This window comes from Micromonospora sp. NPDC049204, from assembly GCF_040647935.1.
Lineage (GTDB): Bacteria > Actinomycetota > Actinomycetes > Mycobacteriales > Micromonosporaceae > Micromonospora.
Window position 1 is genome coordinate 96,336 of sequence record NZ_JBEZDC010000002.1, and the last position, 18,384, is coordinate 114,719.

Consider the following 18,384-nt stretch of genomic DNA (forward strand, 5'->3'; position numbering starts at 1 on the left):
GGCAGAGCGGGTGGCGGTACCAAATCCCAGGGGCTTGCTCGGCGATTACACGTGGGTCTGGGACGCCGTCTGCTGGGCCAGTGCCGGTGAGGCATGGCCGACCGGTGACGAGGACCGCATGCGCGACCTCGCCGACGCGTGGGAGGGCCTGGCCAAGGCGATAGGCGACGCCCTCGCCGACGCGGACCCGGCCGCCATGAAGATCCTCCAGAACTGGGGTGGCGGCGCCGGCGGCGCCTTCGGGCAGCTCTGGAACCAGATCGGCGTCGATCCGGGCTCCGGCCTGCCGCTGATGCAGGAGGCCGCGTCCGCCTTCGCCAGCGGTTGCGACAACGCGGCCATGGAGATCGAGTACGCCAAACTGACAGTCCTCATCGCCGTCATCATCACCGTGATCGCGGTCTTCGTGGCGCTGCTGATGGCCTGGTTGGGTGGGGTCTCGGCCGGAGCGATCCCGGGCATCCTCGCCGCCGGGCGGCATGCCGTGACTATCGCGTTCCGGCGGCTGATCGCGCAGATGGGCCGGCAACTCCTCACCCGCGCCGGGATGCAGGCGGCCCTGCGTACCGCGGGCACCCAGATCACCCGGCGGGTCACCAGTGAGACGCTGCGCAACGCCGGGCGGCGGTTCGCCCTCGAGCTCGCCGAGGAGGTCGGTGAGGAACTCATCATCGACATCGGCGCTCAGGCCTACCAGATGAAGAACGGCACGCGGACGGAGTGGGACGTTCGCCGTACCGCCACCGCAGGCGTCGGCGGCGCCTTCGGCGCGGTCCTCGGCACCGGCCTGAACGCCGGCACCCGCTTCGCCCGCAACAATGTCGCGCCGCGGATGCCGATCTCGTTCAGCCCGCCCGCGATGAACTTCCGTGGCGCCGGGGTCGTCCGCTGGGGCGGCAACTCGCTCGCGGCCGGTGCGCAGAACGCCGTCATCTCACCAGCCGCCAGCGTCCTGGCCAACGGCGCCATGTCCGGTCAGTGGAGCATGCCCGGGGGCGAGGCGTTCCTCGGTGGCTTCACCAGCGGTGCCGGTCGCGGCGGCGCCACCTTGGCGGCCAGCAACGCCGGTGCCGGCCTGGCGAATTGGCACAACAAGCACGCCGGCTTTGACCCCGCCGCCGCGACGGGCAACGGCAACGGAACCGGCAACGGGACCGGCACGGGCACCGGAGACCCGACCGTTGGCGAAGCGGACCTCGGCAACCTCGGCGGCACGGGCAATGGCACGGGCTCGGGCAGCGGTTCCGGGAGTGGGTCGGGCTCGGGCAGTGGTTCAGGTTCGGGCAGTGGGTCGGGCTCGGGCAGTGGATCGGGTTCGGGCAGTGGATCGGGTGCGGAGAGTGGCTCGGGTTCGGGCAGTGGGTCCGGCTCGGGGTCGGGCAGCGGTTCGAGCGACAGCAGCCAGGGCGACGGCAGCACCGATGCCGGCCCGAGCAACGCGCCGAACACCGGGTCCGGATCGATCTCACTCGCCCCACCGACCGTCGATGCCGGCGCTCCGCCGGTCGCGGACACGTCCGACCCGTCGGGCACGGGCACCGGTCAGGGCACCGATCCGGCCGCGACCGCCGGTTCGCCGGCCACCGGCACCCCGGTCGCCGCCGAGGCGCCCGCCGCTGGTCCGGTTGCCGACCAGGCCTCCGCCGACGTCAGTTCCGGTGCGGGGACAGACTCCGACGCCAGCGCCGCCCCGGGCACCGGACCCGATACCGAAACCGCTGTCCCTCCCGCGGCGGACACGAACGCCGGGGTGGATTCCGGCAACTCGGCTGGTGGCGTCGACGGCGACACGTCCGGTGGTGGCAGAGCAGGGTCAGACACCTCGACCACCGGCGGCCCTCAGGTCGACACGTCCACGACCAACGAGAGCAGTTCCGGTGGACCCTCGTCGGGCTCGACGGTGGATAGCTCGCCGTCGCGGGTCCCCGACAGTTCCGTGCCGGGTGACACGAGGTCGGACTCCGCGAATGACCCGCTCTCCAGCGACCAGGCACCCGCGGTCGTACCCGGCACGACGGTGGGCACCCCCGCGGCCGCCGGACCTGCACCGGGCACCGTGTCGTCGGCGCCGGTCACGGGTGGCACCGCCACGAACCCCGCCGTAGCCGGGTCGCCGGCACCGACTACCGCGCAACCGGCTGCCACCACGAACGCGCCTGCCACGAACGCGCCTGCCACGAACGCTCCTGCCACGAACGCTCCTGCCACGAACGCTCCTGCCACGAACGCTCCTGCCACTGGCACGAGCAGCCAGACCACGACGGGTCCCCAGACCACACAGGCGACCAACACTGGCACGAACACCCAGCCGACCACCGGGCGCCCGACTCCGACGGTCAACCCGACGGTGGCGAACTCGGCCGGCTCCATCTCGCTCAGCCCCGCCACCACGCCTTCGACAAGTGCCCCGACGACAAACACCGTGCCGGACGGCAGCACCACTCAGGGCACGACGAACCAGCCGGGCACCCCGGCGCAGCAAGCGGAGACCAACCAGCCCGGCACCAGCGAGGCCAGTCCGTCGGGACGGCCCGACGGGCGTACCCCTGTTGTCGGGGTTGGGCCCACGGACGTTGCCGCCGCGCCGGATGGGTCGACTCGGCCGGATGCCGCGCCGGATGGGTCGACTCGGCCGGACGCCGCGCCGGCTGTTCCGGCGACGAGCGGTGACGCCAACCCGTCGAACACGCCGGACGCGGCGGCCGACCCGGACGCCAACACCGACCCGGACGCCAACACCGACCCGGCGGCCGACCCGGACGCCAGCACCGATGCGACGACGGACCCGGTTCCCGCCCAGCGGACTCCCGGCGACGGCGTGGTGATCGTCGTCCCGGGTTCGACCAGCACCACCGACCCGACCACGGGTACTCCGACCGCGCCAAATGCCAACACCGGGACGGTGGACCCGGCGACGCTGAAGCGCTCCAAGGGGCCGACCGGAAACGGCACCTACAGCTGGCACCTCGACCCAATCACCGTCCCCGGTGACCCAAGCGGCCCGGACGCTGAGCAGATGCTCATCGAGGCGTCCCGGACGTTGGCCGAGACAGTCCGGACGGCCGTCAAGGCTAAGACGATCTCCAAGGGCAAGATGCCGGGCATGGCGGGCGCGCTGATGATGCCGAACGGTGACATCACCACCCACACCAGCATGCAGGGCGATAAGAGCACCAAGCCGGCCACCCAACCGGCGGTGCACCCGCTCGCTCAGGCCGTCCTAGATTCCGTCGAGGCCGCGCTCGGCCCTGATATCGGTAAAGGGCATGGCAGTTGCGCTGAGGTGGCCCTGGTATCGGATCAGCTCTACAAGCTTGAGCAGCAGTGGCGGGAGGCCGGTGAGCCGGGCACCTTCGAGCAGTACGCCAAGGATGCCTTTCAAGGGTCGAAGATCGTTACGCACCAGGTCAAAACCGGCTTCGATGACGCCGGGGTCCGGTACGACCTGGGCCACTATCGTCCGCCGTGCCGTTCCTGCACGGATTTCCTGCCGCGGCTCAACGTCGACCCGATCACGGACCCGGAACGGTCGCCGACGGTTTACCAGCCTCCGGTCCCCGGGGTGGTGGGCACCGGGCGACCGCTGAGCGACGCTCGTCCCTTCGGGGATCCCCAGGGCTTGGTCCCGCCGGACCCGGCCGACCAGCAGACACTCGACGATGCCGTGCCCCGCAACCCGGACACCGGCCGGCCCGAAGTGCACCCCGACCCTCGTCAGGGCATATGGGCACGCCTGCTCAACGACGGCGGCCCAACGGTCTCCGGTCGGGCGCGGAACTGCGCCGACGCGGGGCTCTCCTTCCTGTCCACCTGGTTCGGCCGACCCGAGGTGGCAGCGGCCGTGGCGGTCCCGGGGAGCGTCGAGAGCAACAGCACCGCCCGGCAGGAACAGGCGTTGCGCACCCCATTCAGCCACCGTGGCACCGGACCGGCCGGGCTGGCCGATGTCGCCGCTGCTCTGCGGGAGGCCGGTCACGGCTCGGCTGCCCTCATCATCACCGCACCCGCGGACGCCAACGGCCGAGCGCACACCTGGAACGCGGTGAACCACCAGGGCACGATCGTCTGGGTCGACGCTCAGACGGGAGAGGTCTCCGACACGGACCCGATCCACAGCGTCGACAATGTCTGGTCGATCACGCTCGACGCCGAGGGTGACCCGATCACGCCGGCAGTCGACCGGACCGGCACCGACGCGACGGCCGCAGAGCCAGACCCGGTGCCGCCGCACTCCACCGCACCGGCGGATCCGAATTCCGAGATCAGCGCCAACGACCCCTCGGCCGCGCCGGACTCGACGGGAACGACAGACAGCGAGTACCTGAGCGGGTTGTCCGACACCGACCAGACGACGTTGGTCGAGGCCGTCGCTGCTGCCCTGCAGGATGCCAACCAGATCCTCGCCGATATGCGGGGCGTCGCCGCCGAGGTGAACGAGCAACTCGGACTGACCGGCGAGAATGCGCTGCGGACCCTGGGCGAGGGCAACCGGGTCAAGGACACCGAGTCGCTTGCGCGCAAGTACGTCACCGAGTTTGAGCCGCTCGGCCTCGACGTTCCGACCGCACTCACTCAGTTGAACGACGTCGTCCGGTTCTCCATCCAGGCCCCCGAGACGGACGCCTACGGAGCGGGCGTCGATGCCGTACTTGGTGCATTGGAGGCCCAAGGCTATCGACTCACCGACGCCAAAAACTTCTGGCACCCAGGTAACCGTTATCTCGGATTGAACTGCACGCTGGAGGCGCCGGGCGGCCGGACCTTCGAGCTCCAGTTCCCCACCGCTAGCAGTTGGGCGGCGGGCAAGCAGACGCATACGTCGTACGCGATTGTGCGAGACCCCAGGGCTGGTGCGGTCGACCGGGTGCACGCGTTCCTGGACATTCTGGCCGTCAACCAGTCGGTGAGCCGACTGCCTGGCGGCATGCGGCCACTGCAGGATCGGGTAGGCGAGGCCAAGGACACCAGCTTCGCCAAGTGGATTACCAAGCCTGCCCAGGACGGGGTCCGCCGGGCCTACACGAACTGGCTGGCTGAGCAGGGCCGTACATTCGACGAATCCTTGACCGACCGCGGCCTGAGCAGGTCCGACGTGCCCGGTCTGGACGTCGGCCTCTTGAGGGGTACAAATGGAGAAAATGAACTTCAACTACTTCCTGGTGATGAGGCCGGACGTACCGACGGGCCCACCGGCCAACGTGATCGCGGTGGCCGAGACGTCCACGGGGACGCAGGCGGTCAGCTGGCACCGGCGGACCGGGACGTGGAAATACAGTCCGGACGTGGCGGTGGCGATCCTGTACACGGACTGGAACGAGATCCACACCAGCCGGAAGGTCGACCGGGCCACGGCCGAGAGGGAGACGGCCCACTTCACGACGGTCCCGCTGCCGACGGAAGCGGAGTTGACGGAGATCTGCCGCCAGGGGACCTGACCGTTGGCGACGCGTTGGCCGAGGAGACGGCCGGCGAGCAGACCGTCGAAGACTTGTCCGGGGACGACCAGGCCGAGGGTTACCCGGACATGCGGGGCTGGCCGATGCCGGACACCAGGCGTTTCGGGCCGGACGAGCTGACGCAGCTCGAGGATCCCCAATTCCAGGACGATGTCGCCGACAGCCTCTTGACTCCCGACGGGTACGCCACCCTCAGGGATCCGTCCGTCCACCCATACGGCCAGCTGATCAACGACGGTGGCCCTGGCCAGCCTGGCCGGAGCAACAACTGCATCGATTGCGCGTTGGCTGCGCTGGCCAGCTTCCTGGGCGATCCCCAGGTAGCCCTTCCGCGCTGGCCGGACCAGCTCGAAGATGGCTCCCTCGACACTGAGACCGGTGAACTGGACGGCTTCGGCCGGGTGGAGAGTTGGATCGGCGGCGAGTGGACCGGCGACAGCGACGCGATGCCGTCGGCTCCCGCTGAACGCGCTGCGGCAGTTGCCGATCGGTACGCAGAGCTCTACCAGCGGATTCGGGACGCCGGCCCAGGGGCAGCGGCGGTCGTGGTCGTCGAGTGGCTCGCCTTCGACGAGAACACCGGTGAACCCGCGCTCGACGAAGACGGCAACGTGCTCGGGGCCGCGCAACACGCCTTCCTGATCGTGTTTCCGGAGGGTGCGGACGGGCCGGTCTGGTGGGATCCGCAGAGCGGCGACACCATCTCGGAGGCGCTGCCCGGAGACTACGTTGATGGGACGTACGACCTATGGTCGATGGAGGTGGAGCCGAGCGATGGCGATGACCAAAGAGGAAGCCAGGCAACTGATAACCCGCCTACTGGGGACCAGCAACCCGGTGGCGGTGATCCCGTTCGAGTTCGGCTGGGCGGCTCAGGAGACCCTCTCGCCACAGCAACGAGCGCAGGGCAGGCATCTGGGCCAGGGGGTCTTCATCATCGACGAGACGGGAGTGGTGACGGCCCACTCCAGCCTGCCGCCACCCCTGGTGATGAAGCGGTACGCGGCGGCACGCCGGGAGGGTCGGGTAACCGGCCGGCAGGTGTGGCCGAAACTGGCCCAGCCGGACTGACCCCAACCGCTGCCGACACCGACACGACCGCGCCTGCCGTCGACAGCGACACCGACACGACCGCGCCTACCGTCGACACCGACACCGACACCGACACCGACACCGCGCAACCGGCGACCCCGGGCAGCACCGACGCGCCCACCGACGCCAACGCGGCGACCGACGGGCCGATCACCGCGAGCGCGGTGCCCGGCACTGCCTTCCATGGCGAGGGACGGGCACAGGCCGATCCCGACGCCGTCCTGGACCGGGCGCGGACCGCGCTACCCGGTGTGGCCGCGCACGCCGGTGTGCAGGCCGTGACCGCCCTGGCCGACGGGACGTACCAGGTCACCCGCGCTGACGGTAGCCAGTTCAACCTCCGGGTGGACAGCGGGCCGGTGGCCGACCGCGCGGTCGCGGCCAGCGCGTTCGACACCGACGGTACGGCCGTGGTGACGGTCTCCGACCGGGCGGCCGACGCGGTGATCGATCGTGCGGTGGCCCACGAGGTGGCCGAACTGGCTGCCCTCGGTCAGCCACTGGCGGACGGCGCACCGGTCGTGACGCCGCTCAGCCCCGCCGACGTGGCCGAGCTGGTGACGGCCGCGCACCAGGTCGAGATCGCCAACGCGTCGTCCCGGACGGCGGTGCGGCGGGAGTTGGCCGCCATCGTGGACCGGTTGGGTCTGCGTGACGGGATGCTCGGTTCCGAGCAGAAAATGGCCGCCCTGCCGGCCGACGTGCGGGCCGCGCTGGCCGACGCGACAAGCCACCGTTCGACGTGGACGAGCGAGCGTTCCAGAGTGCGAGCCGAGCGCCGCACCGCCTTGGCGGAAGCGAACGGCCGCCCGGTCGGCCTGCCGCGGATGAGGACGTACCTGGCCACGCATTTCACCGTGAACTCGATCCTGGTCGCGCTGGCGACGAAGCTCACCCTGGATGCCGGAGGGCGGCCGGAGCTCGCCCTGATGCTGGGCGCCGGCGCGGTCGTCGGAGCCGTCGCCACCGGCCCGGCGAAGTGGCTGGCGAAGCGGTCCGGCCTGGCCGCCGAGGACCGGCGGGCGCGGTACGACACCCGCCAGGACGCGCGTACCGCCGCGGAGACGGACACCACCACCGCGGAGGCGCTCGCGGCCCAGACCGGGGACGCGAGCCCGGCGGTCCAGGAGCTGGGCGAGGCGGTGACCGGGCTCGGTGAGCAGCTCAGGGCCGTCCAGGAGCAGTTGCAGCAGGGCGAGCGCCGGTACCGGCTGGTGGGCCGGCCCCCCCAGCGCCCGGCGGTCGGCGCAGACCCATCGGCGGCCACCGGCCAAGACCCCGGCAACGGTACGACGTCGCCCGCCGGCCACGGCGGTCCGTCACGTGTCGGGCTGACCCCGCACGAGCAGGGCCGACTTGCCGAGTTGCGCAGTCTCGTCGCCCGGCACGACGGGGCGCGGCCATGGGCGCGGCTCGGCGCCGGCCGGGAGGTCAGGGCGCTGCTGGACAGCCTCGGGCTGCGGCAGGGGACGCCCGGTGTCCAGCAGCGCCGGGACCTGGTGCCGGCCGACGTGCGGCCGCTCGTCGACCGGTTCGGTGGCTCGCGGACGGCGGCGGTGCGGGACCGGGCCCGGGCCGTGGTCGACCGCCACCCGGCCGATGGTCAGCGGCCGGGCAAGGTCGCGCCGTGGTGGATGTCGGTGACGGAGAACGCCCCGAACCTGTTGACGGCCGCCACCATCGTGGGGGTCGGTGACATCCTCGGCCAGCTGCAACTCGGCTGGTCCGGCATCGTGGGCGCGCTCGCTGCAGCGGCGACCGGCGTGGCGGTCGACCCGGTGGTCGCCCGCAAGGAGGCCGCCGCCAAGGACGCCCGGGACACCTGGGACGCAGAACATCCGGCGCTGCCGGCGGAGGCGCTGCTGTCGCAGGCGACCGAGGCGCTCGTCGACCCGATCGGCGCGGTGGACGCTCGCGCCGCCGCCGCCGTGCAACGTACGGCCGACCTGGCGCAGCGCCTCGCCGACGTGGAACGCCGGCTCGCCGAGTCGCAGCGACGCAACGGCGTCGCCGACTCGTTCCGCAACCTGCTCTTCGGCAATCCGGCCTGGGCCGGGCTGGCCCCGCCGAACGCCACCATCCCTGCGCCGCGTTCGTCCACCGACCCGGCGACGTCGACCGGTCCGAGCGCGGCTCCGTCGGCCGATCCACGCACGCCAGCCCTGCAACGGCTCGCCGAGCTCGCCGCACGGCACGCGGCCGCAGGCCCGCTGGCCCGCCCGTCGGTGGCCCGGCAACTGCGGGTCCTGGTCGACCAGCTCGGCCTGCGCGAGGGTACGCCGGGCGTGGACCAGCGCCGTGAGCTGGTGCCGGCGGAGCTGCGGCCGGTGGTCGAGCGGCATGGTCGTCCGAGCCTGACCGACCGGGCGACGCAGCGGCTCACCCGCACGCCGGCACAGGCGACGGACAGCACCGCACGGCCGAGCAACGTGCCGAACCTCGGTGTGTACGCGGTCGAGCAGACACCCGGACCACTGATTCAGGCCGGTACGACGGTCGGGGTGGCCCAGGCACTTCAGGTGGCCGCCGGGGCCGGACCGGGCAACATGCTGGCCGGCGGTCTCCTCGGGCCGCTCCGCGACCTGCTGCTCAAGCGTGTCGAGGCCCGGTTCAAGGACGCTCGACGGACCTGGGACCTGGCCAACCCCAACCCGGCGATGGACCCGACCGCACGGGTGGCAGGACTCGCCGGCCCGTCAACGACGACCCTGACCGACGCCGCTGGTCAGCTCGACGCGGCGTCGCGGCACCTCGACGAGATGAACGCGACCCTGGAGCGGCTGGCGCAGGGGCGAACCACCGCCCCCGGCACCACATCTCCGGAGACCGGCATCGGCACCACCAGGCCCGGTTCGACCGACCCCACGGCGGGGGCCGACCAGGCAGCCGCCACCGGAGCCCCGGATTCGGCGGCCACCGCCCCAGACCAGAACCAGGAAGGGGCCGGTCCGGACCCGCTGAGCAGGGCGGACGCCTGGGAGGTGCAGACGGCCGCGCACCACGTGCGTACCGCTGATCGGGTTTCTCTGAAGCCGGCGTTGCGCGAGCTGCACGCGGTGATCGACCGGCTGGGTCTGCGGGAGGGCATGCTCGGGGCGCCGGACCGGGTCGCGCAACTACCCCCCGAGGCCCAGCAGGTGGTTGCCGAGTTCGGTGGCGACCGCTCGGGCCGGGCGCGGCAGCTCCGGACGCTCCGGGGCGAGCGGCGATCCGCCGAGGACGCTCGTCCCGCGGGCATTCCCCGACTGCGGACCTACCTCGTGTCGAGCGTGCTGACCACCGCCGCGACCGCTGGTGCGGCGACCGCGATCGCATTCGCGGTGGCCAGTCCGCTGGCACCGGTGATCCCCATCGCCGCGGTAGCCGCCGCGCCGGTGATCGGGTTGGCGAAGTGGCACGCCAAGCGGCAGGGCCTCGCCGCCGACGATGTGCGTACCCGGTTCGACGGGCGTAGCGATGCCCGGGATGCCGCGAATCGGGTCGACCAGGTCATTGATCGGCTGAACGAGCCGGTCGCAGAGCTGGAACAGGCGGCCGACCGGGTCGAGGGCCGGCTGGCCGCCGCCGAGGTGGCCACCGACCGGTTGGCCGAGCGGCTGGCGGAGACCCACCGCCGCAACGGCCTGCTGTCCCGCCTCCTGGGCACCGCCGACAATGGTCGGACCGACCCGGCCGCGACCAACCCGGAGAGCGGCGGCAACCCGGATAACCCCACGGACCCCGCCGGCAACGGCGACCCCGGCACCGACTCGGGGCGGATCACTGCTGCGGCCGTACCGAACTCGGGCTTCCACGGTCTGGGGCGCCCGACTGCCGACCCGGCGGCGGTGCTGGACACTGCCCGCGCCGCGATGCCGCAGGTAGCCACGTTCGCCGGGGTGAACGAGGTCACCGCGGTCGGGCCGGACACCTTCGAGGTGCGCGCGGCCGGTCTGAATCCGCTGCGGGTGCAACTGACCGTCGGCTCACTGACCGACGGAGTGGTGGCCCAGTCGACGCGCAACCCGGACGGGTCGTTCACGGTGACCGTCTCGGACCGGGCCGTGGACGGAGTGGTCGCCCGGGCGCTCGCGCACGAGGTCGCGGAACTGGTGGCCCTGCACGAGGCCGGGCAGGCCCTGGTCGGGCCGCTCGACCCGGGCAACGTCGAAGGGCTGATCGACCCGGCCGGGCTCACCGCGCACGACCGGGGTCGGATGGCCGAGATCCGCCAGCTCGCCGCCGAGTACGAGACCGGCGACCAGGCCACCCGCCTCGCCGTGCGGGCCGAGATCGACGCCCTCGTCGACCATCTCGGCCTGCGCGTGGGTGATCCGGCCGCACGCGCGCGATGGGCTGCCCTACCGTCTGACGCGTTGGCGCACCTGATGCGACTGAGCGTGCCGTCGGTGACACCCGAAGCGGTCGCCGCGGTGCTGAAGGGCAGCCCGACGCTCACCGACGTCGAGCGGTTCCGGATGATCGACTACCGGGCCCGGCTTGCCCCGGACTTCCAGGTGCCGGCGACCAGCGAGCTCGACGCGCGGCTGCGCGAGCTGGCGGTGCAGGGTGAGCAGGCCCAGACCAGCCTGCCGCGGATGCCCGCGTACGCAGGACAGATCATCGCCATGCCGCCGGCCCAACTGGACCTGATCCGGCAGGTGGATCCGCAACTCGCCGACCAGATCGCCGCCCAGGGCGTGTACGTCGATTTGACTGGTCAGTTCGACCTGCGACCGTACGCGGTGGACAGTCAGCCCGAAATCAACGTGGGTGACGCCCGACCGGCGTTCGACCTGGGGACGCCGGATGGCCGGCAGGCGCTGCTGGTCGAGGACCGGGTCCGGGCACGCGCCGCGTTGCGCGGTCACACCGGCGGCCGGACGGTCTCGCTGCTCGCCACCCACGATTTCCACTACCTGGGCTCGGGTCGGGTGATGGGTCTGGTGCCGGATGCGCTGACCCAGGTGTTGCGCGGGTTCAGCCCGATCGCCGAGGCGACGACCGCGGAGACCACAGTCGCCGTAGGCCCGGCCGAGACCGCCGTGGTCGCCGACCGGGTCACCCTGCCGGCCGCGGAGGCGGGCAAACCGGGCGTGGTGTACGGGCCGGCGCTCGACAGTCGGACCGGCCAGCCGCCGCCGCTGTTCGACGGGCCGCCCAAGCGCGAGGACGTGCAACAGGGCATGCTCGGCGACTGCGGCATGATCGCGGTGATCGGCGCGGTGGCCGGCCAGGTGCCCGCCGCGCTCGCCGACCTGTTCCACGTCAACTCGGACGGCACGGTGGACGTGCTGCTGCACGAGACCAGCCTGCCCGGCTCGTCGGTGACGCCGACCGGGCGGCGGCTGCGGATCACCGTCCAACCGGACGTGCCGCTGCACCCCGGCCCGGACGGGCCGCAGCGACCTGGCCCGAACGGCCGCACGGCGTACGCGGACCAGTCGACGGTGGGCGTGGCCTGGGCGTCGCTGCTGGAGAAGGCAATCGCCGCGGTCGACCGAACCTGGACGCAGGACCGCCACGACCAGTGGCAGCAGCAGTGGACCAACCAACCCGGCGTGAACGACACCCAGGCTGCCCCGCTCGGCTATGCGCGACTCAACAACGGCAGCTCGCGGTTGGCGCAGGCGGAGCTGCTCAGCCAACTGACCGGCCTGCCGACGTCGGTCAACCAGCTGGACACCACGCCCGGTCAGGAGGCCGTCGCCGAGGCGCGGCTGGCGGAGCTGTTGGCCGCCGGCAGTCCGGTGATCACCGGCACGCGATCGGCGTCGACGTACCCGACCGGGAAGCTTCCACACGGCCTGTACGCCGGACACGCCTACGAGGTGGTGAGTATCGCCAACGGTGAGGTGCAGCTGCGTAATCCCTGGAACAGCAGCCACCCCACACCGATGCCGATGCGCGCCTTCCTCGACCTGATGAGCCCCTGGTACGCGCACGTCGAGCTGGCCCGTACCGCGACCCCGGCGGTGCCGGGCTCGTCGTTCAACGGGCTGGGTCGGCCGGCGGCCGACGCCATCGCGGTGGTGGACGCGGCCCGGGCCGCGCTGCCCACCGTGACGGCGGCCGTACGGGCCCACCAGATCGTCGCGGTCACCGCGGATCGTTTCGAGGTGCGGGTGAGCGGCCTGGACCCGCTGTCGGTGCGGGTGGCGGCCGGCCCGCTCGCCGACGGCGCGGTGGCCCAGACGGTGCGGAACCTCGACGGCTCGTTCACACTCACCGTGTCGGACCGGGCGACTGACGCCGCGGTCACCCGCGCGCTGGCGCACGAGGTGGCGGAGCTGGTGGCGCTGCACGACACCGGCCAGGCACTGGTCGGTCAGCTGGACGTGGACCACCGCGACGGGCCGATCGACCCCGCCGGCCTGACCGCCCAGGACCAGGGTCGGCTGGCCGAGCTGCGGGTCCTCGCCGCGTCGTACGCCGGCGCGGATCCGGCGGCCCGGCTCACCCTCCGGACCGAGATCGACGCCCTGGCCGAGCACCTCGGGCTGCGCCTGGGCACCCCGGACTCGCATGCCCGCTGGGGCGTCCTCCCCGGCGACGTGGCGATGCACCTGATGCAGTTGAGTGTGCCGCTGGTGCGCCCGGACTCGATCGCCGGAGTGCTCCGCGGTGCTCCGTCGAGCCTCGTCGAGCGCTTCCGCGCGATCGACTACCGGTCCCGGCTGGCGCCGGACTTCACGGTGCCCGCGGCCGACGTGGTGGATGCCCGGCTGCGAGAGTTGGCCATTCAGGGCGAGCAGGCGCAGTCGAGCCTGCCGCGGATGCCGGCCTGCGCCGGGCAGATCATCGGCCTGCCGCCGGCCCAGCTGGACCTGATCCGGCAGGCGGATCCGCAGCTCGCCGACCGGATCGCCGCCGAGGGCGTGTACGTCGACCTGACCGGCCGGTTCGACCTGCGCCCGTACGTGCTCGACGGCGCACCGGAGATGAAACTGGCGGAGTCGACGGCGGCCTTCGACCTGGGTACGGAGGTGGGGCGGCAGTCGCTGCTGGCCGAGGATCGGGTTCGCACCCGGGTCGCGTACCGAGCCGAGTACGGCGCGAACCCCGCCGCCGTGGCGGCGCTGAACACGCACGACTTCCACTACCTGACGACTGCCCGGGTGCTGGCCCTGGTGCCGGACGTACTTGCCCGGGCGTTGCACTCGTTGGTGCCCGGCGCACCGCCGCTGGACGTGGAGGTCGAAGCGACGGTCACGGCCCACGAGACCGCGGTGGTCGCCGACCACGTCACGCTGCCGGCCCCGAAGAAGAACCAGGTCGTCCCCGAGTACGGCCAGGCGCACGACGCGCGGACCGGGCAGCCGGCGCCGCTCTTCGACGGACCGCCTCGCCGCGAGCAGGTGCGGCAGGGCTTGCTCGGGGACTGCGGGATGCTGGCCAGCGCTGCCGCCGTCGCCGGTTACCGGCCCGACGTGATCGCCAAGCTCTTCCAGCCCAACCCGGACGGCACCGTCGACGTGTTGCTGCACGAGAGCACCCTGCTCGGTAACGCGATCAACCCGACGGGCCGGCGACTGCGGATCACCGTGCAGCCGGACGTGCCGCTCCGGCCCGGCTACAACGGCGTGACCGCCTACGCCGATCAGTCCGCGAACGGCAGCTCCTGGGCGTCGCTGCTGGAGAAGGCGCTCGCCGCCGTGGACCGGACGTGGAGCGCCGAGCGGCACGTGCAGTGGCAGCGCGACTGGCTTTCGTGGCAAAGGCCACCGGATCCGCACATGGCCGCGCCGACCGGCTACGCCCGGCTGAACGTCGGCAGTCGCCCGCGGATGCAGGCGGAGCTCCTCACCCAGCTCACCGGAGTGCCGAGTCGTGCCGCGATGTTCGACGTCACACCCGGGCGGGAGGCCGCCGTCGAGGCCCAGCTGGCCGCACTACTGGCCGCCGGTAGCCCGGTGATCACCGGAACGCTCGCGGAGAAGGACTACCCGGCATCGATCCGGAGGCAACTTCCGCACAATCTCCGCGCCGGACACGCCTACGAGATGGTGGCGGTCAGGAACGGCCAAGTGCAGCTGCGCAACCCGTGGAACATGGAACACCCGACGCCGATGACGGTGCGGGAGTTTCTCGATCTGATGGACCCGGAATTCGCCTACCTGGAGCCGCAGCCGGCCCCACCAGTTGCGACTTCCGGAGCTACCGTGGCACCTCCACTTCCACCTCCACCGCCGCTTCCGCCGCACCTTCCGCCGGCACCTTCACTTCCACCTCCACCGCCGCTTCCGCCGCACCTTCCGCCGGCAACGCCGTATTCGCCGACGTCGCCGGCTTCACCGGAACACGTCCCCCGCCGGCACACCCTCGGACGGACCCATCTGGAGGAGTCGAGGTACGTCATCGTGTACTACGCCCTGCTCGCAAGCGACGGTACGGTGAGTGGGCTGGGGGTCGTCGAGCCGTCCGAGCAGGGGCAGCGCTCAGCCCACTGGACGGTGGGCGGGGCGCCGCCCGGTCCGGGTGGCTCGCTGCCGGTCGGCCGGGCCGAGGCCGAGCGGATCGCGCGTGAGGTGCTCGGCTTCGCGCTGCCCGACGAGGCGACGTTGCACGACATGCTGGACAGCTGACCTTGCCGAAGAGAGAGCTGGGAGGAGAGCCGTTGCGCTCCTACACGGACGTCATGTGGATCCAAAACAACGCGCCGTCGGACATCGGCCCGGCTCGGCTCGGCGTTTGGTGGATCGACGAGGGTCCCCCGGTCCGGGCGGATATCGTCGTGATGCCGCACTGGGACGGGGAGTCCTCCCACTACGAAGTCACCCTGGGCGAGACCTTCCCCGTGGGCGACGAGACCTGGCGCTTCGCGGACGTCGACATGGAGAGCGCCGACGAGTGGCAGGTGATCGTCCGACGGGTCGACGACAACGAGGTGATGACGCCACCAACCGGCCATGTCTGGAAGGGGGTGAAGCTGCGGCCCTACGGCCAACTGGACGAGGCGCAGTTGCTGGCGGTCGAGGCCGAGCTTGGCGCTCAGCTGCCCGCGAACTACCGGAGGTGGCTGGGGCAGAACAACGGGGCGCAGCCCGAGGTCGAGCACCACGTTCCCGGCCTGCCGTTCGCGCTCATCCCGGAACGCCCCCTGCTCGGCGTCCACCCGCAGTACCCCCCGTTCGACCTGGTGCACGCGCAGCGCGTACACCGGGATCCCTGGCTCTCGCCGGACCTGCTGGTCATCGCGAACCTCTCCGGCGGTCTCCTGGTGCTCACGCTGCGGGAGCGCGACGAGGAACGGGAGGGTATCTACTTCCTGCCGGACACCGCCCTGGGCGGGCCGATGGGTCCCGCGGGTGCTGCGGCGCGTGAACGGCACCTCGTACCGATTGCCCGCTCGATCGGCTATTTCCTGGGCAAGCTGACCCCAATCGAGCTGCCCGACCTGCCGCCAGTGCAAATGATCTGGCCCGGTGAGCCCGGCCACTCCCAGCACGAGGATCAACAGCGATGACGACGACGCAAACCGCGCAGGCAATCCTGCTGCCGGTCGGGCAGTTCTTCGGCACCTTCCACCCGGTGGCCGGCTCGGCCGAGCGTTATCACCGGGTCCGCCTCGGCGACGAGGTGTGGGAGCTGGACGACCAGCGCTTCACCCTGTGGGCGCTGGCGCACGGCACCGGCGACCGACCGGCCGAGCAGCCCTGGACGGTGCCGGCGGTATCCGAAGCGGCGGCGAGCCAACTGCCGGGCGTCGACAGTGCGTCGTTGCTGCACGGGCTGCTGGCCGAAGGGCTGGTCGTCGAGGTCGCCCCCGGCGAGGCGGTGGAGTTCGCTCGCCGGCACCGGGTCGGCGCCCGCATGCTCGGGTTGGGCAACAGCGCCGAGCAACCCTGGCTCTGGTCGATCGGCTTCTTCGAGCGCCCGGTGGTGAGCGTCACCCGCACGGTCTACGACCTGTGGGAGCGGTGCCCGTCCGGGGAGAGCCTGTGGACTATGTGCCAGGCGCTCGCCGACGAGGAACGGGAGGCCGGCGGTACCGAACCGGAACTGGTCGACCCGGAACGGCTGCTCACCTCGTTCCTCTACACCGCCCACCCCCTGCTCAGGGCCAGCGTCGTCTACCTGGACCCGCTGCCGTGACCGATACGACGAGGAATCCCGCGATGACCGCTTCGCTGATCCTGCCAGTAGGGTGGTACACCGGGGAGTTCCACCCGGCCGTCGGCGCCCCGGCGAAGTACCACTCGCTGAGCATCGGCCGCCTCTCGGTGACCATCGAGGACCCGAAGGCCTTTGCGGTCTGGGCCGCGGCGCACCGCCCCCTCGACCGGCCCGAGGCGACCTGGGACCGGGCTGCGGTTAGCGAGGCGGCGATGCGGCTCGGCGTGACCCACCCGGACCGGATCGTCGCGGAGTTCCTGGAGGACGGCCTGCTGGTGGAGGTCACGCCGGACGCACCGGACGTTGAGGACTTCGCCCGCGCTCATCGGGTGCAACCGCTGATGGTGTCGCTGGGCAACACCCCGGAGGATCCACTGCGCTACGGCATCGGTCTCTTCGGTACCGCCCCGGTGCTGCGGCTGCCGGCGCTGGCGCACGACCTGTGGCAGTGGAGCAGCGTGGGCGCCAGCCTGTGGGACGTCTGTCAGGTCTTCGCCGACGCCGGCGCGGAGGCCGAGGTGGCGGACACCCGCGAGCACGACCCTCGGCACCTGCTGCGTGAGTTCCTGGCCGTGTTGCCCCTGCTGGTCGGCGCGAACGCCGCCTGCCTGGACGAGGCCCGCCGGTGAGGACCGCCGCATCCAGGGCCTGGCGGGCCTGAGGGGTTGCTATCCCGGTCGCGGGTCGCGCCGACTCAGACCGCCTGCGGCAGCATCCCGGCGTACGCGGCGCGGACCGCGGCGAGCCGGTCGCGCCGGAAGCGCCCCGGCTCCCGCCGGTGCAGATCGCGTCCCTGCTCGGTGGTGAAGGCGGCGGCGGGCACCACGTCCTCGCCGGGCGGGACGAACTTGAGCACCTCGTCCAGGGCCGCGACGGCCCGGATCAGCGTGGCGCGGGCCCTCTGCGCCGCGTCCCCGGTCGCCACCTCTGCCGGCACCGACCTGGCGTACCCGTCGGCGACCCGGAGCCACTCGCCGGGATCGAGCAGGTGCGACGGCTCGTCCCCGCCGTAGCGGAAATCACCCGCGGGAGCCACGGCGGGCTCGGCCGGCAACCGGAAGACGAATTCGCGTGGCTGGCCGCAGGTGGGACAGGCGCCGGTGTAGCGGGCGGCCAGGTCACCGTCCTCGAGCGCCACGACCGCGCTCTGCCGGGGGAACCGCGTCTCCCCGCAGGAGCAGGGCCGCAGGTCCATGTAGAGGTGCGCCTCCGCGTTCGTGCGACTGGGGGGCAGGATCATGCGCTCCACCGTACCGATCCTTCGCCCTTGCCGACCGCCCCGCGCGGTGGCGCCCATGCGTCGACGAGCGATCGCGGCCAGTTTCTGGCACCGTGAGTACGGCGCGACGTGTTGCCGAGTGCCGGTGACGGCCGTATCGAGGGGGTTACGTGGACTTCACGCTGTCGACGCGGCAGGGGCGGATCGGCACCGTGGTGGAGGTCGTCGGCGACCTGGACATGAGCACCACGCCCGAGCTGAGGGACCAGTTGCGCCTGCTGGCGGAGAGCGGGGTCCAGGTGGTGGTGGTCGACCTGACCGGCGTCGGTTTCCTGGACTCCAGTGGCCTGGGCGCGCTCGTGGTCGCCTACAAGGACCTGCGGGAGCGGGGCGGTTCGCTCGCCCTGGCCGGGGTCGGTCGTTCGGTGCGTACGGTGTTGTCCATCACCTCGGTCGACCGGGTCATCGACGTCTTCGACACGGTGGACGACGCCGAGGAGGCGGCACGGGTGGTGTCGTGAC

General features: G+C 71.9%; 6 protein-coding genes. 5 read left to right on the forward strand and 1 reads right to left on the reverse strand.

Translation table 11 applies throughout. From position 1 onward, the window contains the following. The first annotated feature begins 118 nt into the window (after window positions 1-118). The 4 genes from AB0A90_RS03400 to AB0A90_RS03415 are packed head-to-tail and all read left to right on the forward strand — an operon-like array spanning window position 119 to window position 17,272. Window positions 119-15,112, forward strand: a complete 14,994-nt coding sequence (locus AB0A90_RS03400) for a toxin glutamine deamidase domain-containing protein (RefSeq protein WP_357240954.1) — start codon at window positions 119-121, stop codon at window positions 15,110-15,112. A gap of 32 nt (window positions 15,113-15,144) precedes the next feature. Then, window positions 15,145-15,993 (forward strand): DUF6406 domain-containing protein, encoded by an 849-nt coding sequence (locus AB0A90_RS03405; RefSeq protein ID WP_357240958.1) that lies wholly within the window; start codon window positions 15,145-15,147, stop codon window positions 15,991-15,993. Then, entirely contained in the window at window positions 15,990-16,622 is a 633-nt protein-coding gene (locus tag AB0A90_RS03410) for a hypothetical protein (RefSeq protein ID WP_357240961.1), read from the forward strand. Before AB0A90_RS03405 ends, AB0A90_RS03410 begins: the two co-directional genes overlap by 4 nt. A 23-nt stretch (window positions 16,623-16,645) precedes the next feature. Then, complete coding sequence (locus AB0A90_RS03415) at window positions 16,646-17,272, forward strand: hypothetical protein (RefSeq protein ID WP_357240963.1); 627 nt, start codon at window positions 16,646-16,648, stop codon at window positions 17,270-17,272. Between the two features lie 65 nt (window positions 17,273-17,337). Here AB0A90_RS03415 and AB0A90_RS03420 read toward each other — a convergent pair whose 3' ends face one another. Then, on the reverse strand, window positions 17,338-17,883 hold the full coding sequence (locus AB0A90_RS03420; RefSeq protein WP_357240965.1) for a hypothetical protein: 546 nt from the start codon (window positions 17,881-17,883) through the stop codon (window positions 17,338-17,340). A gap of 149 nt (window positions 17,884-18,032) precedes the next feature. Here AB0A90_RS03420 and AB0A90_RS03425 point away from each other — a divergent pair, with 149 nt between their 5' ends. Beyond that, window positions 18,033-18,383: an STAS domain-containing protein gene (locus AB0A90_RS03425; RefSeq protein ID WP_357240969.1), complete on the forward strand. Its 351-nt coding sequence runs from the start codon at window positions 18,033-18,035 to the stop codon at window positions 18,381-18,383. The last annotated feature ends 1 nt before the right edge of the window (window position 18,384 follow it).

What these genes read in the sequence shown, in the direction of transcription:
- AB0A90_RS03420 (WP_357240965.1), bottom strand. Translation starts at nt 17,883, where the DNA reads ATGATCCTGCCCCCCAGTCGCACGAACGCGGAGGCGCACCTCTACATG.
- AB0A90_RS03410 (WP_357240961.1), top strand. Translation starts at nt 15,990, where the DNA reads ATGACGACGACGCAAACCGCGCAGGCAATCCTGCTGCCGGTCGGGCAG.
- AB0A90_RS03415 (WP_357240963.1), top strand. Translation starts at nt 16,646, where the DNA reads ATGACCGCTTCGCTGATCCTGCCAGTAGGGTGGTACACCGGGGAGTTC.
- AB0A90_RS03400 (WP_357240954.1), top strand. Translation starts at nt 119, where the DNA reads ATGCGCGACCTCGCCGACGCGTGGGAGGGCCTGGCCAAGGCGATAGGC.